15 protein-coding genes and 1 pseudogene are annotated in these 15,316 nt (G+C 65.5%); 9 read left to right on the top strand and 7 right to left on the bottom strand.

Translation table 11 applies throughout. From position 1 onward, the window contains the following. Position 1: 1 nt before the first annotated feature. From FEJ81_RS02225 to FEJ81_RS02215, 3 genes and pseudogenes are all read left to right on the top strand, one after another. Positions 2–289, top strand: a pseudogene (locus FEJ81_RS02225) (transcriptional regulator); the annotation flags it as partial. Positions 290–423: 134 nt separating this feature from the next. Beyond that, positions 424–1,026: a MogA/MoaB family molybdenum cofactor biosynthesis protein gene (locus FEJ81_RS02220; RefSeq protein WP_138243733.1), complete on the top strand. Its 603-nt coding sequence runs from the start codon at positions 424–426 to the stop codon at positions 1,024–1,026. Position 1,027: 1 nt separating this feature from the next. Beyond that, complete coding sequence (locus tag FEJ81_RS02215) at positions 1,028–1,786, top strand: 5-formyltetrahydrofolate cyclo-ligase (protein ID WP_394349646.1); 759 nt, start codon at positions 1,028–1,030, stop codon at positions 1,784–1,786. A 520-nt stretch (positions 1,787–2,306) separates the two neighbouring features. Here the strand turns inward: FEJ81_RS02215 and FEJ81_RS02210 are convergent. From FEJ81_RS02210 to FEJ81_RS02195, 4 genes are all read right to left on the bottom strand, one after another. Then, a complete protein-coding gene (locus tag FEJ81_RS02210; protein ID WP_138243731.1) occupies positions 2,307–2,639 on the bottom strand; it encodes a DUF7126 family protein in 333 nt (110 codons plus the stop codon). Continuing rightward, positions 2,636–3,553, bottom strand: coding sequence for a glutamine-hydrolyzing GMP synthase (gene guaA / locus FEJ81_RS02205; RefSeq protein WP_138243730.1), 918 nt, complete (start codon positions 3,551–3,553; stop codon positions 2,636–2,638). Before guaA ends, FEJ81_RS02210 begins: the two co-directional genes overlap by 4 nt. Then, a complete protein-coding gene (gene pyrG, locus FEJ81_RS02200) occupies positions 3,553–5,238 on the bottom strand; it encodes a glutamine hydrolyzing CTP synthase (RefSeq protein WP_138243729.1) in 1,686 nt (561 codons plus the stop codon). Before pyrG ends, guaA begins: the two co-directional genes overlap by 1 nt. Positions 5,239–5,388: 150 nt before the next feature. Beyond that, positions 5,389–5,814 carry a hypothetical protein gene (locus tag FEJ81_RS02195; protein ID WP_138243728.1) on the bottom strand — a complete coding sequence of 142 codons (426 nt, stop codon included), beginning with the start codon at positions 5,812–5,814 and terminating at the stop codon, positions 5,389–5,391. A 168-nt stretch (positions 5,815–5,982) separates the two neighbouring features. On the opposite strand from FEJ81_RS02195, the gene FEJ81_RS02190 reads away from it, so the two are divergent. Continuing rightward, positions 5,983–6,360, top strand: a complete 378-nt coding sequence (locus tag FEJ81_RS02190; protein WP_138243727.1) for a cyclophilin-like family protein — start codon at positions 5,983–5,985, stop codon at positions 6,358–6,360. A gap of 273 nt (positions 6,361–6,633) precedes the next feature. On the opposite strand, the gene infB is transcribed toward FEJ81_RS02190, so the two are convergent. Next, the gene (gene infB, locus FEJ81_RS02185) at positions 6,634–8,433 is read right to left on the bottom strand and encodes a translation initiation factor IF-2 (RefSeq protein ID WP_138243726.1); all 1,800 of its coding nucleotides are present in this window, start codon (positions 8,431–8,433) and stop codon (positions 6,634–6,636) included. A 197-nt stretch (positions 8,434–8,630) separates the two neighbouring features. Between infB and FEJ81_RS02180 the strand changes: the two genes are divergently transcribed. Together FEJ81_RS02180 and FEJ81_RS02175 are read left to right on the top strand one after the other, a co-directional pair. After that, positions 8,631–8,876 (top strand): PRC-barrel domain-containing protein, encoded by a 246-nt coding sequence (locus FEJ81_RS02180; protein WP_138243725.1) that lies wholly within the window; start codon positions 8,631–8,633, stop codon positions 8,874–8,876. 4 nt (positions 8,877–8,880) lie between these two features. After that, the gene (locus FEJ81_RS02175; protein ID WP_138243724.1) at positions 8,881–9,339 is read left to right on the top strand and encodes an NOB1 family endonuclease; all 459 of its coding nucleotides are present in this window, start codon (positions 8,881–8,883) and stop codon (positions 9,337–9,339) included. A 71-nt stretch (positions 9,340–9,410) separates the two neighbouring features. Here the strand turns inward: FEJ81_RS02175 and FEJ81_RS02170 are convergent, their stop codons facing one another. Together FEJ81_RS02170 and FEJ81_RS02165 are read right to left on the bottom strand one after the other, a co-directional pair. Next, a complete protein-coding gene (locus FEJ81_RS02170; protein ID WP_138243723.1) occupies positions 9,411–10,532 on the bottom strand; it encodes a CPBP family intramembrane glutamic endopeptidase in 1,122 nt (373 codons plus the stop codon). Between the two features lie 105 nt (positions 10,533–10,637). Beyond that, complete coding sequence (locus FEJ81_RS02165; RefSeq protein ID WP_138243722.1) at positions 10,638–11,972, bottom strand: glucose-6-phosphate isomerase; 1,335 nt, start codon at positions 11,970–11,972, stop codon at positions 10,638–10,640. 196 nt (positions 11,973–12,168) lie between these two features. Between FEJ81_RS02165 and FEJ81_RS02160 the strand changes: the two genes are divergently transcribed. The 3 genes from FEJ81_RS02160 (at position 12,169) to FEJ81_RS02150 (ending at position 15,315) form a co-directional block, all read left to right on the top strand. Next, entirely contained in the window at positions 12,169–12,642 is a 474-nt protein-coding gene (locus FEJ81_RS02160) for a DUF5812 family protein (protein WP_138243721.1), read from the top strand. Between the two features lie 157 nt (positions 12,643–12,799). After that, on the top strand, positions 12,800–13,684 hold the full coding sequence (gene secF / locus FEJ81_RS02155; protein ID WP_138243720.1) for a protein translocase subunit SecF: 885 nt from the start codon (positions 12,800–12,802) through the stop codon (positions 13,682–13,684). After that, positions 13,681–15,315, top strand: coding sequence for a preprotein translocase subunit SecD (locus FEJ81_RS02150; protein WP_138243719.1), 1,635 nt, complete (start codon positions 13,681–13,683; stop codon positions 15,313–15,315). Before secF ends, FEJ81_RS02150 begins: the two co-directional genes overlap by 4 nt. Position 15,316: the final 1 nt, after the last annotated feature.

Below are 15,316 nucleotides of genomic sequence, written 5' to 3'. Positions count from 1 at the left end.
GATGGAATTCGACAAACTCGTTCACCAGCCCACGCGACTTCGTATCTTCGCGCACCTCTACGCCAACGGCGAGACGGGATTTACCGACCTCACCGCGGCGCTCGAGGTCACCGAAGGGAACCTCGCCAGCCACATCGATCGCATGAAAGACGCGGACTGCGTCGCCGTCGATACGGAACTCGTCGACGGAACGGCCCGGACGACCTACCGGCTCACCGAGCGCGGCGAGCGACTGTTCGAGGACCACATCGAGACCCTCGAGTCGCTCATCGACGGCCTCGAGACCGAGTCGCCGGATTCGGACCCGATCCACGACGCCGACTCGAGCCCGGGCCGCGACCGGGATCCGGGACCGGGGCCGAGCCCGGGTCCCGGGGCGTGACGCGTGCGTAGCTTTTACCCGCCGGCTTTCGAAGACGACGTATGAACGAGACGGACGCCCCCGACGCCGACGGTTCCGGCGGTGCCGACAGCGCCGACGGAACGCTCTGTACCGGCGTCGTCACGATCGCCTCGAGCCGCTCGCTCGAGACCGACACGGCCGGTGAGACGATTACCGAGGTACTCGAGGAAAGGGGGGACGAGATCACGGTGCGAGAACACGTCGGCGCGGATCACGACAAGGTCCAGTCGATCGTCTCGCGACTGATCGACCGGGACGACGTCGATATCGTGATCACTGCCGGCGCGACCAGCGTCGAGCCGACCGATATCACCGTCGAGGCCGTCGAACCGCTGTTAGAGAAGGAACTGACCGCCTTCGGCGAACTGTTCACCGCGCTGGCCTACGAGGAAGTGGGGACGAAAGTCGTCGCCGCGCGCACGCTCGCCGGCGTCGCCGACGGCACGCCGGTCTTCTGTCTGCCCGGCCACGCCGACGCGGTCCGGCTCGCGCTCGGGGAGATCATCCTCCCCGAAGCGCCGCAGATCATCGACCTCGCGGCCGAGACTGAACCGGACGACGAAGCGGGCGAGCCGGAAAACGGCGACCGGACCGAAGCCGACGCGGCCGACGGAGGTGCCTGACGTGGGCTCCGCCGATGGAAGCGGCGACAGTGAGGGGGACGGCGACGTCGCCGATCGCGTCAAGAAGGAAACGATCCGCGAACGCGTCTGGGACGACTTAGAAGAGAGCGGCGAGGCCCGGTTTCCGTTCCCGCCCCACGGCCGGATCCCCAATTTCGCGGGGGCGAGCGAGGCCGCCGATCGGCTGGCCGAGCAGCCGGAGTGGACGGACGCGACGACGATCAAGGCCAATCCCGACGCCCCGCAGTTGCCGGTCAGGCGGCGGGCACTGCGCGAGGGCAAGACGGTTTACATGGCCGTCCCGCGGCTCCGGGACGAGCAGTGTTTCCTGAAACTCGACCCCGACGAACTCGAGGACTACGACGACGCGACGACCGTGTCCGGCTCCTCGAAACACGGCGAGCAGGTGGGGCCGGACGAGATCGATCGCGTCGATCTGATCGTTTCCGGCAGCGTTGCGGTCACCGAAGACGGCGGGCGGATCGGCAAGGGCGAGGGCTACAGCGACCTCGAGTACGCCGTGCTCAGGGAACTCGGGCTCGTCGACGAGTCGACGCCGGTCGCGACGACGGTCCACGAGCGGCAGGTAATCGGCGACCCCGTCGCGATCGGGGCCCACGACGTCGCGATGGACCTCGTCGTCACGCCCGAGCGGACAGTGCGACCCGCGGGGAACGAGCAGCCGGCCGGCATCGACTGGGACCTGCTCGACGAGGAGCGACTCGAGGAGATCCCGGTTCTGGACCGGTTCGCGCCGTAGCCGACTCCGCGCCGAGATCCTATCGAGAACGAAGCCGTCGGTCGCGAAGCGCCGCGCTGGCGGAAACCAGCCGTCGCGACGCGTCAAAAGGGGGATGGGTCATCCCCGGGACGCGGCGGAAACCGCCGCGCCCCGATGCCAGAATCGCAGGGTGCGACGCGAGCCGGTGGGGGTGGGCCCGCGTCAGCGAGAATCGGTTGGCAGTGGTGGGAAGGGTGCTGTGGTGGGGTTGCTGGAAGTCGCGGGTGCAGGTGGTGGGGTGGGTGCCATCGGTGGGGTCTGCCCGTCGACCTCCATTGCCACGTAGCGGCGGCTGCCACTTGAACGAGGGTGATGGTATACCGCTCTTACGCCGAATTCCGCCGGATTCAATCCGAATTTATTCCGCCGAAATACCGCTCGAGAAAGTTCATACCGCCCCCATTGCCATCAGCTATCAATGTGCGCAATAAATAGCCGAATCCAGGTCGGAACTCGACACCGGAAACCGACAACTGTCGCAGTCAGCGAGCCGTTAGCATCACGCGACGAGTTCGTCGGCGACGACGCTCGCGTCCATCAACTGCGGATCGATCGCGATATCGAGTTGTCCCTTGACGAACTCGGGGACGGTCCGCCGGGCGTAGACGACGGTCCGGACGTCCTCGTTCAGGTCGCAGACGATCGGGATCGTCGTCGCCTGTCCGATATCGGTCAGCACGTACAGGTCGGCGGCGACGACGCCCGCCTCCTCGAGTTGCGGGCGCGAGATGACGCCCTCGAGTCGGGTCACGTCGACGCCCTCGGCCTCGAGGGCCGCCGCGATGCCGTCCTCGTCGGAACCGGCGACGACTGCGGTCGTAGTGGTGCTCATTCGTACTCGATGGTCGCGGGCGGTTTGTGGGTCACGTCGTAGACGACGCGGGCGACGTTCTCGTGGGCACCCGTGATTCGGGACTGGATGCGCTGGAGGGTCTCCCAGTCGATCTCCTGTGCGCGGGCAGTCATCCCGTCGCGGGACTCGACCGAGCGCACGGAGACGACCCAGCCGTGGACCCGGTTGTCGCCCTTGACACCCGTCGCCTTGCCGATGACGGCCGCGAGCGCCTGCCACGGCTCGTACTCCTCGAGTTCTTCCTCGACGACATGGTTTGCCTCGCGGGCCACTTCCAGTTTCTCCTCGGTGATCTCGCCGATGATCCGCACGGCGAGGCCGGGGCCGGGGAACGGCATCCGCTCAGCGACGAGTTCATCGAGGCCGAGGTGCCGGGCGACCTCGCGGACCTCGTCCTTGTAGAGGTCGCGGACGGGTTCGACGATCCCCTCGAAGTCGACGACCTCGGGGAGCCCGCCGACGTTGTGGTGGGACTTGATCCCGCCCTCGCTCTCGATGCGATCGGGGTAGATCGTCCCCTGCACAAGGAAGTCGGCGTCCGCGTCTTTCGCCTCGCGCTCGAACTCTCGGATGAACTGCTCACCGATGACCGACCGCTTCTTCTCGGGGTCGGTGACGCCTTCGAGGGCCTCGAGGAACCGGTCTTTCGCGTCGACGATCCGCAGCGAGTCCATGTAGTCGAAGGTCTCGCGGATCTGGTCGGTCTCGCCTTTCCGCATCAGGCCGGTGTCGACGTAGACTGGCGTGAGTCGGTCGCCGATGGCCTCGTAGGCCAGCGCGGCGGCGACCGAGGAGTCGACGCCGCCCGAAAGGGCGATGACGGCGTTTGCGTCGTCGATTTCCTCGTCGATCTCTGCGACTGCGTCTGGGACGAACGTCTCGGTGTCTACCATCAGTGGGTTACCTCGGTTTCTGCGTCGGCGTCGGTATCCGCGGCCTCGCTCTCGGTTCCCGTCTCGGTCCGCTCGAGGACGGCCTCGACCAGCCCGAGGAACGGCGGACTCGGCTGTCCGGGTCGGGACGTGTACTCGGGGTGGAACTGCGTCCCGACGAAGAAGGGATGATCCTCGAGTTCGAGGATCTCCATCCGGTTGCCCGCGGTCCCGGAGAAGACGAGCGGCTCGTCTTCGAACTGGTCGAAGTACTCCGGATTGACCTCGTAGCGGTGGCGGTGGCGCTCGGAACAGGACGTGTCGCCGTATAGTTCGTAGGCCAGCGTCTCGGGTTCGATCACGGTCGTGTGCTCGCCGAGGCGCATCGTGCCGCCCATGTCCTCGACCTCGTACTGTTCGGGCAGGATGTCGATGACGGGGTGTGGCGTGTCTTCTTCCATCTCCGCGGAGTGTGCGCCCTCGAGGCCGAGTACGTTCCGGGCGTACTCGACGACGGCCATCTGGAAGCCCAGACAGAGCCCGAGGAAGGGAACGTCGTTCTCGCGGGCGTACTGGACCGCGCGGATCTTCCCTTCGGAGCCCCGCATGCCGAAGCCGCCGGGGACGATGACCCCGTCCATCCCCTCGAGTTGGCCGTCGTAGTCGTCGCTCAGTTCGTCGGCGGCCACCCAGTGGACGTTCACGTCGCTACCGACCTCGAAGCCGGCGTGTTTCAGCGACTCGTGGATCGACATGTACGCGTCCTCCAAGTCGTACTTACCGACCAGCGCGATGTCGATCTCGCCGTCTTTCTCGGTGGTGACGATCTCGCGCCAGTCGTTGGTTCGTTCCTCGGGCGGCAGCGCCTCGTCGGCGAGGCCGAAGCGCTCGAGGACGTACTGGTCGAGCCCCTCGTCTTCGACCATCAGCGGGACGTGATAGACGTCCTCGACGTCGGGGTTCGAAAACACCGCTTCCGTGGGAATGTCACAGAACAGCGCGATCTTCTCTTTGGTTTCGGGGTCGAGTCGGTCCTCGCAGCGGCCGACGATCACGTCGGGCTGGAGGCCGATCGAGCGGACCTCCTTGACCGAGTGCTGGGTCGGCTTGGTCTTTTGCTCGCCGTTTTTCGAATACGGAACGAGGGTAACGTGGGTAAAGAGGACGTTCTCCTCCGGTTCCTCGTGGGCGAACTGGCGCAGGGCCTCGAGGTAGGGCATCCCCTCGATGTCCCCGACGGTGCCGCCGACTTCGATGATACAGACATCGGTGCCTTCGGCAGCCTCGCGAATGCGCCGTTTGATGTCGTCGGTAATGTGGGGGATTATCTGGACCGTCTTGCCCAGATAGTCGCCCGCACGCTCCTTCTCGATGACGTGCTGGTAGGTCTTCCCCGTGGTGATGTTGTGGTCCGAGGTCATGTCGATATCGAGGAACCGCTCGTAGTTCCCCAGATCGAGGTCGACCTCGCCGCCGTCCTCGAGGACGTACACCTCCCCGTGCTGGTAGGGATTCATCGTCCCCGCGTCGACGTTCAGGTACGGATCGATCTTCACCGCGGTGACGTCGAACCCGGCGTTTTTGAGGAGTCGGCCGGTGCTCGCGGCCGTAATCCCCTTGCCGAGTCCCGACATGACGCCGCCGGTGACGAAGATGAACTTGTTCCCCAGCGAGGGGTCATAATGAGTGTCCGATTCCGTCGGCATACCGAGTGTGCGCGCGACCGCTTGAAAACGATTTCGGGACTGCATCGCCTCCGACAGAGGTTGTCATCCCCCGCCGGTTCGGGTTCCCTCGACGACCGCCTCCTCGAGTCGACGTTCGTCCAAAAAGAGACGCCGCCTCGAGCGGACACCCTACGGCTCGTCGTCCATCGATTCCTTGCCGTAGGATTCGCCGTCCTGAGACGCTTTGCCCTCGGCCGGCGCTTCTTCGACCTCGAGGTCCTGTACCTCGACGATTTCGGCCTGTGCGATGTTTTCGATCCCGCCGCCCATGCGCAACTGGATCGTCTGCCCGGGGAGGTCCGGATCGTCCTCGTCGGTCGGCTCCCGCGGGACGGAGACGGCGGTGACACCGTCGATCGTGAGCGAGCGGCGCTGGATCGGATCGTCCTCGTGCTCGACGGTATCCCACGTCTCGACGTCGAGATCGTCCATCTCTTCCCCGAAGTAGTCCGTCGCCTCTGGGTTGACCGTGTCTTCGGTCTGGGACTCGCCGGTCGTCCTGTTGTCGTCGAACTGGACCTCCTCGTGCTTGTACTGGCGGAGCTGGACGAGCATACACCACCTACGGCCTGCTGTGTGGTAACTCTCACACCGGAACTCGCCGGCCCGGCTCGAGCGCCCGTGAACGAGTACGGAGCCGTGACTCGAGGACCGTCGAGACCGGCGGTCTGATTCCATACCGCGGTCGTCACCGGGAAGTATCGGCCGGTCGTGACCCCGCGTATGAGCGACCTTCGCGTCACCGTTGGCGATCGCGACCTCGAGGCGATCTGGAGCGACGACGCGCCCGAGACGAGAGTGGCGCTCGAGGACGCGCTGCCGGTCTCGGGCCGGGCGACGCGATGGGGCGACGAGCTCTATTTCGACATCTCGATCGACGCGCCGGCGGAAAGTGCCACCGAGGTCGTTCCCGAGGGTGCGATCGCGTACTGGCCGACCGGGAACAAGCTCTGTCTGTTCTGGGGCGAAACGCCGGCGAGTCACGAGAGCGAACCGCGTGCCGCCGCGCCCGTGAACGTCGTAGGCCGCGTTGCGGACATCGAACCGCTCGAGGATCTCGAGGGTGGAGCGCGAGTTCGGCTCGAGCGGGCTGAAGAGTGAGTACGCGGATGATCTGGAAACGAATGGCTTTGTTACTGCTCAGGAGGTGATGCGGGCAGCGTTCTGGCGATAAGTACAGCCCACAGAGTTACCGCTGCGGTCGAGTTGTAAGGAGTGCACCCGCGAGCGACCACCGGGAGCGAGCGGCCTTTTTAGCGTAGATTTTTGGAGGAGTGGTGAGCGAGTAGCGTGGGACCGGAGGTCCCACGGACCATTCGCGCGGCGCTGCCGCGCGAAGACGCTGCGAGCGAACCCGACGAGAAAAAGGTACGTTTACTTGCCCCAGAAGGGGTCCCGGCTGCGCTGCTTGTCGAGGTACATGTTCAGCGCCTCGAGTTCGTCGGCGGGAATTTCGCTCGCGAGTTCCTGCTCTAAGATCTTCGCGTGTTTCTCGGGGATCTCGATCCAGAGTTCGTCGTCCTCCTCGATCTGGCGACCGACGGTGGGGCCGTCGATGGCGACCGAGACGCGGTTGCCCGCGCGGGCCTCGTCGACGTCCTCCCCCTGCTCTTGAATCCCCTTGACCTGCCCGACGCGGTCGGGCTCGTTACCCTCGAACTTGACGACGTTCGCGTTGTTCTGGACCGTCCCGGAGTTCACCTCGACGCCGACGACCGCGGGGTCGTTCTGGCGGAAGGTGTGATCCGGCAGGATGCGGAACCGAGCGGGTCGCGTGATGTTATCGAGGATGGTGTCCTGCTGGGCCTGCTCGATCCCCTCGACGTACTCCTCGTACTCCTCGATGAGTTGGTAGATGACCTCGTCGGTGAAGATCGTCACGTCCTCGATCCCCGCGCGCTGCTCGGCGTCGTCGAGGACGTCGACGTTGAACCCGAGGATGGCCTTCTGTTTGCCGTCGTCGGCCGTCGAGGCGACGGAGACGTCCCGCGGCGCGACGTCGCCGACTTCGGCCCGAACGATCGGCACCTCCGCGTCGTCGAGGGCGTCGGCCATCGCCTCGAGGCTGCCGAGGGTGTCGGCCTTGACGACGACGCCCTCCTCGGCGGTGTCGACGGCGATGTCCGCGAGTTCGGCCTGCACTTCCGCGATGACCTCGTCGAGGTCGCGGTCACGGACGACCCGGACCGGCGCGCCGGCCATGGCGTCGGCGAGTTCCGGCGCGGCGACCTTGATCCCCGAGGCGGCCGAGACCTCGTCGACCTTTTCGAAGCGGCTCTCGGTGCGGATTTCCGCGAGGGGCCGCGGCTGGAGCAGCGCGCGCACGTCGGTGACGATCGGCTCGTTCTGGCCCCCGACGACGATCTGATCGTCCGAGCGGATCGTCCCGTCGTAGAGCACGGTGTCGATCGTCGTCCCGAACCCTTTCTCCTCTTTGACCTCGAGGACGGTCCCGACGCCGGGGCCGGCGACGTCGATCTCCATCTCCTCTTTCATGTAGCGCTGGGAGAGCCCCATCATGACGGTCAGGAGGTCGGGAACGCCCTCGCCGGTCATCGCCGAGACGGGGACGACACCGACGTTACGTTGGAAGTTCTGGACCCGCCAGTACAGATCGGCGGAGAAGCCCTCGTCCGAGAGGTTCCCGATGATCTCGTAGAGGCTCTCGTCGAGCCGTTCGCGGACGCGATCGGACTGGGACTCGTAGGTGTCGTTGATCGGCGAGTCCTCGTTGGCGTTCCAGCCCGGGACGGTGTCGATCTTGTTCGCCGCGACGATGAACGGGGTTTCGGACCGCCGGAGGATGTCTAAGGCCTCGAGCGTCTGGGGCTGGAAGCCGTCGTTGACGTCGACGACGAGGATGGCGATGTCGGCCAGCGCGCCCCCGCGGGATCGCAGCGTGGTAAAGGAGTGGTGACCCGGCGTGTCGATGAAGAGGAGGCCGGGGAGGTCGAAATCGTCCGGGTCGACGAGATCGCCCGCGATCGTCGAGATGATGTCCAGCGGGACGGCGGTCGCGCCGATGTGCTGGGTGATCGCGCCTGCTTCGCCCTCGATGACCGCGGAGCCGCGGATCTTATCGAGGAGACTGGTCTTGCCGTGATCGACGTGTCCGAGGACGGCGACGATCGGCGTTCTGAGAGATGTGGGGTCGCGTGTATCCGTGTCCGACATGATGAACCACCCGAGAAGGTCTTACCTAAATCGTCCGTAGCGCCGTAGTTAAACCCATCGTCATCCGCGTTCCGAACGCTGCGGCGGGAGCCGCGGTCACGACTGCCACAGGTCGGTCCGTTTCGGCGGGGCCGGGATTCCGTCGTCCGTGCGCGTTCCCCGTGGTCTTTAATACCGATTAGTAAGTACGGGGATGCATGAGCGATATACTCGCTGAAAACCTCTCGGGGAAGTCCGTCATGGGGTCCGACGGCACCGAGCTCGGATTGCTCTACAACATCACGATGGATCTGAAATCCGGCAAACTCCACGATCTCGTTATCGAGCCCGACGAGGAACTCTCCCGCCGCGCAGTCGACTTCGACAGCGACGACGCCGGTCGGTTTCTCGTTCCCGTCAACCGCGTCCAAGCGGTGAAAGACTACATCGTCGTCCAGCGCTAACGGTATGTACGTTCTCGACTCCTCCGCTTTTATCCACGACTTCCATACGACAGAACAGACTGCAACTATCCCGCTCGTCCGCGAGGAACTGGAAGACGAGAGCGCCTATCGCTACGACGCGATGGAAGGCTCCGGGATGCACATCCACATTCCCAACGAGGACACCACCGAGAAAGTCGAGCGCGCGGCCCGGGAATCCGGCGACCTCGACGTCCTCTCGGAAACGGACATTCGCCTCGTTGCGGCGAGTTTCGAACTCGACGCCACCCTCGTGACCGACGACTACGCGATGCAAAACGTCGCGGAGAAACTCAACGTCGGGGTCGAAGTGATCGCCCGAGAGGGGATCGACGAACAGCGCCACTGGAAGTATCAGTGTCAGGGCTGCGGTCGCGAGTTCGACGAGGAGAAGGATCGGTGCCCGATCTGCGGGTCGGAACTGGCACGGAAGAACCCGTCGTAGTCCGCGGTCGCGGTCCGCGATCGTTTCTGTCGCAGTCGGTTACGAATCAGTCAGCCGCCGGTCGAGAGTCCTCAGCCATAGACGAAGTAGAGGTTCGCGAAGAGGATCGCGTTGTAGGCACCGTGGATCAGCGCCGGGACGAGGAGGTTGTCCGTCCGCTCGTAGATGGTCCCGAGGACGATCGCGAGCCCGAAGATGGTCCCTAGACTGGCGATCACCGCGCCCAGTCCGGCGGTGGCGTACGCGAGCACGTGGACCGCCGCGAAGATGACGCTTGCCACGGCAACGGCCCCCGGCCGCGAGAACGTGTCGTACAGCGACTTCTGGATCACGTTCCGGTAGAGCAGTTCCTCGAACGGGCCGATGATCAGGATGGCCAGCGGGACCAGTACCAGCATTAGATCGGGGCTCTCTTGGGCCCGCTGGGTCGTCGAGTGGTCGGCGCTTTCCATGCCGGTCGACTCCATGACAAAAGAGATCAGAAAGAGCGCCCCGAAGAGGACTACCAGTCCGCCGATCATCCAGCCGATGTCCCGCAGCGTCGGTCGATGCACGTCGATAAAGGACAGGCCGCGGTCGGTCACCGAGAGATAGGCACCCGCGACGAGCATCGTTCCGATCGCCATGCACACCTGCGTAAAGACGGTGCTTTCGATCTGGGAGATCGGCTCGAGAAGCGGGCGGACCGGAACCGCGAGGATGTTGACAACGACCGGCGTGATGAGGAGGCCCGCGAGACCGACGGCCGACAGCATCACGACCTGTAGACTCCGTTCCTTGAGCCCGATACTACCGATTCCGTAGTAATCCGCGACCCCGGCGGCGGCGGTGAGTCCCGCCGTGAGGAACGCGACGAAGACGATCGGGATCGACAGCGGAATCGTCGGCACGCCGGTCGGTGCTGTCACCCCCTGATTCAACGCGTAGCCGGCGAGTAACACGACGGCGACGCTCGAGCCGGCGGCCACGAGGCCGGCGATTCGTCCCTCGAGAAAGCCGTGGCGTTGGGCCAGAAACGCGAGGACGGCGGCGACGGCGAACGCTGCGCCGGCCCAGACGACCGGGTCGTCGACGCCGCGGCGAACGGGGACGAACATGGCGACCATCGTGATTCCCGCGAGGATGGTCCCGATTCCGGGAACCACGCCGGACGCGACCGGGCCGGCGTCGTCGGTCCGTGCAGTCTCGGTCATACGTCGATATTCGTGCGAGGGCTCATACAAATTTCGAGGCGGGAACGACGAGGGCGGTCCGACGGCCGTCGCTCGAGCGCCGCCGCCGACCGCGAGCGGCTCGGCCTACCGCTCGACTCGGAGTTCCGTCTTCTCGGCGACCGCGTCCGCTTCCTCGAACTCGCCGCCGCCGAGCAGGCCCCGGGTGGCCTTCTTGGCCCACTCGACGGCCGGCTGTTCGAAGGTGTTCACGCCGGCGAGTTCGCCCGCGAGCACGCAGGCGGCTTCCATGCCGTAGAGCAGCCCGCCGAGTTCGTACTCGTCGACGCGCTCGAGTTCCACGCGGACGTTCGGTCGGCCGGCGGCCGCGAGGCTCGCCTCCGTGGCTTCGAACTCGGCCTCGAGCAGTTCCCCGAGCGTCGCGTCGCCCAGATACGCGAGGTCCTCGACGTCGGTGTCAGGGATCGGCCGGTCCGCACCCTCCTCGGTCGTCACGAAGGTGACGAGTTTGTCCCGCGGGCCCGCGCGATAGAGTTGCAGTTGCGAGTGCTGATCGGTGACGCCGAGCGCTCGCACGGGGGTCTGGCCGAGGTCGTCTTTCCCCAGACTCTCGGCCCACAGCTGGGCGAACCACTCCGCGTACGTCTCCAGCGATTCCGCGTAGGGCATCACGGCGTTCACGCCGGCACCGCGCTGGTCCAGGGCGTAGGTCGTCGCGCCGTAGGCGTAGGCGGGGCAGTCGAACAGCGAACCCGAGAGCGTTTCGGCTTCGGCAGCGGCACCCGCGAGCAGGGCCTCGAGGTCGTGGCCGCAGACGGCCGCGGCGACCATGCCGACCGCCGACAGCGCCGAGAAGCGACCGGGGACGCCGTCGGGAACTTTCAACGACGGCAGATCGTGGCGGTTCGCGAGGTCGCGAAGCGGGCCGGACTCGCCGGTCGTGACGATCGTTCGCTCGGTCCAGTCGACGCCGGCAGATTCGAAGGCATCGCGGACGACGAGGAAGTTCGCCAGCGTCTCCGCCGTCGTCCCCGACCGCGAGACCACGTTGATCGCCGTGCGCTCGAGGGGCAGTCGCTCGAGGTGGCTCGAGACCCATTCGGGATCGACGTTGTCCAGAAAGACCGTCTCGGTCCCGTCGGACTTCGTCCGACTCTCCGTCGAGCGTGGCTCGACGCGCTCCAGCGCGTTCGTAATCGTCGCCGCGCCGAGCGAACTGCCGCCGATCCCGACGGTGAGCAGCGCGTCGGCGTCCGCGACCGGCTCGACCGCCGCCCGGATTTCGTCGGGATCGGTTCGCTCGGGGAGGTTCAGCGCCTCGTAGCCGTGTTCCCCGTTCGCCATTCCCGTCTCGATGCGCTCGTGGGCGGCCGCGACCTGCTCGTCCAGTCGCTCGAGGGACTCCCGCGAGACGCCCGGCGACGCGACCGACTCGAGTGCGTTCCCGATGTCGACGTTCATACGGAAGGGCGCAACCGCCTGCGATAAATGCGTTCCGTGACGGAGTCGGTCGATCGTCTTTCCGACGGCTGTCCGGTCGCAGTGTGTCACCCGTCTCAACTAGGCAGTCATCGGCTCCGTAACGCCGTCACCGACAGCAGGACGAGGACGGGCAGAAGCCGAAACCCCGAAACCGATCCCCCGTCTACGAGCGCCCATGACCGAAAAGACCGGCACCTTCGTCGTCACCCACGCCGAGGCCGAGTCGGCCGTCGTCCGCGACGCCGAGACCGCACAAGTCCACACCCTCGCGTCGAACCCCGGCCTCGAGGTCCACGACGTTCTCGAGGCGACCGTCGCGCCGGAGCCGCCACTGGAAGTCGCGTGGGAAGTCGTCGACGTCGACGACAGGCGATCGATCGAACTGGTCGACAGCGACCTCGAGCCGACCACACACGAGACGGAACTGGCGGCCGAGGCCGAACTCGGCGACCTCGTCCAAGAGGAGCGCGCGGGAACGGGGGAACTCCACGTCTTCCGGACCCCCGACGGCGAGGTCGAACAGGCCGCACGGGATGTCCTCGACGACGAGGAGACCATCGCTCGAGCGGCCCGGCTCGAGGCGGTCCGCGTGGAAGTGCGGCGCTCGGCCGAGGACGGCGTGTTGAGCGTTCGGTATCTGCCGGACTGATCGCGATCGCAAGGACTGGCGATCATTCATCGCGAAGCGTGACTCGGAGGACTCGAGCGGGCAGCAATCCCGGAAATCAGAATGACAGAATGTGACGAACGACCACGTTTCCGAAATTGAGAAGGCTTACCTCGGGGCGCTTCGAGTAGTCCGGTATATGGCGTATTTCGACGTACCGGAGATCGATTACACCCGGTACAGTAACCGCCAGCTCGCGGCGGTTCCGCTCGCGGTTCTCGCGGTTGCACTGCTCGTCCTCAGCGGCTCGTTTCTCGTGTACGGCACGCCAGTGCCGCTCGGGATGGACTTCGCCGGCGGTTCGGAGCTGACCGTCCAGACGACGACGCCGGAAGGCGACATTCCGGCGGCGTTCGACGAACAACCCGAATCCGTCACGGGAACGGGCGGCGACAATCAGTACATCGTCCGGTTCTCCTCGACCGACGCGCAGGCCTTGGAGGATCAGGCCACGGACGATGAGAACGGACTGGAACAGGACGGCGACGCCGAGATCGTCCAGTCGGTCTCGTCCACGTCGGCGAGTTTCGGCCAGCAGAGCCAGCGCACGGCCATGATCGGACTCGCCGTCGCGTTCGTCGGAATGAGCGCGATCGCCTTTCTGCTCTTCCGGACGTTCGTCCCGTCGATCGCGATCGTCATCTCGGCGTTTTCTGACCTCGTGATCCCGCTCGCGTTCATGCGACTCGCCGGCATCCCGCTCTCGCTCGGCACCGTCGCCGGCCTACTGATGTTGATCGGATACTCGGTCGACTCGGACATCCTGTTAAACAATCACGTCCTGCGCCGCAGCGGTGACTTCTACGAGAGCACGTACCGCGCGATGCGGACCGGCGTCACGATGACAGTGACGTCGATGGCCGCGATGCTCGTCATGGGCGTCGCGGCGTACCTGTTCGGTATCGACCTCTTGGCCTCGATCGGGATCATCCTGTTCGTCGGCCTCGCGACCGACCTGCTGAACACCTACATGTTGAACCTGAGCCTGCTTCGCTGGTACAAATTCGAGGGGGTGCGCTCATGAATCCGATCGACGCGATCAAGCACAACTGGCGGGTCCTCCTGCTCGTGGTGTTCGTCGGCTTCTCCGCCGTCGCGCTCTTCATCCCCGGCGGGATCGTCGCCGACGACAGCCTCGCCGACGACAGCATCGACGACAGTCCCACCAACCTCGAGTTCGGTCTCAGCCTCGAGGGCGGGACCCGAATGCGGGCCCCGGTCGACGGGCTGACCGCCGAGGACATCGAGACCGGCGCTGTCAGCGACAACGGGCAGATCGATCAGGATCGGCTCAATGAGGTCGACGCGACGGTCCGCGAGGAACTCGATCTCGATCCGGCCGACTCCAACATCAACGTCCAGGAAGACGGGACCGTCACCGCGGAAGTGTTCGACGGGAACGTGACCGAAGCGGAGTTCGCCGCGGCGTTGCAGGCGGCTGACGTCGACGCGACCGAGGACGACATTCGCCCGGGCGTCACCCAAGAGACCCGCGATAGTATGATCAAGACGCTCCAGTCGAAGATCAACGCGGCCGGCCTCTCGGGCGGAACGGCCTACGAGTCGTCGACGCTCGAGGGCGACCACTACATCGTCGTGGAAGTACCCAACATGGGTGCCAGCGAACTCCGCGATATCCTCTCCGACCGCGGACAGGTCGAGGTCAAAGCCTACTATCCCGATGACAGCGGGAACCAAACCAACCAGACGAACCAGACGGTACTGACCGGCGAGGATATCGCTAACGTCGACCCGCCGAAGCAGCGCCAGCCAGGGTCGGATTCGGGGTACGTGGTCCCGGTTCAAGTCAACGAGGAGGCCGCGCCCGGGTTCCAACAGCAGATGAACGACCTCGGCTTCACCAGCGAGGGGGTGCAGGTAGGCTGCAACCTTCGCGGTGATGGTGAAAGCATCAGCTTCGACCACGAGAACGAACAGTACTGTCTGCTGACCGTCGTCGACGGCGAGGTCGTCGACGCCCACAGCATGGCTCAATCGCTGGCGAACCCGATGCAAAGCGGCAGCTGGGTGAACACCCCGACCTTCCAGATGGGCGCACAGAACCAGCAGGACGCCCAGTCGCTCTCAGTCAACCTCCGAGCCGGGAGCCTGCGCGCGCCGCTCGACATGGACAACAATCAAGTCTACTCGATTCAGCCGTCCCATGCTGACCAGTTCAAACAGTACTCGCTGCTGATCGGGCTGCTCTCGGTGCTCACCGTCAGCGGCGTCGTCTACTCCCGGTACACGGACACGCGCGTCGCCCTACCGATGATCCTCACGGCGGTGGCGGAGGTCGTGATCCTGCTCGGCTTCACCGCGCTGATACGCATGCCGATAGACCTCTCCCACGTCGCCGGGTTCATCGCCGTCGTCGGGACGGGGGTCGACGACCTCGTGATCATCGCCGACGAGGTGATGGACGAAGGCGACGTCAGTTCCGAACGGGTGTTCCAGTCGCGGTTCCGCAAGGCCTTCTGGGTCATCGGGGCCGCCGCGGCGACGACGATCATCGCGCTCTCGCCGCTCGCGGTCATGAGCCTCGGCGACCTCCAAGGGTTCGCCATCATCACCATCCTCGGCGTGCTCATCGGGGTCCTCATCACCCGGCCCGCCTACGGGGACATCCTCCGGCGGCTGCTGACCGACCGATAGC

Source organism: Natrinema versiforme, assembly GCF_005576615.1.
Lineage (GTDB): Archaea > Halobacteriota > Halobacteria > Halobacteriales > Natrialbaceae > Natrinema > Natrinema versiforme_A.
Note: the sequence above shows the minus strand (reverse complement) of the source record. Positions and strands in the feature narration are given on the sequence as shown.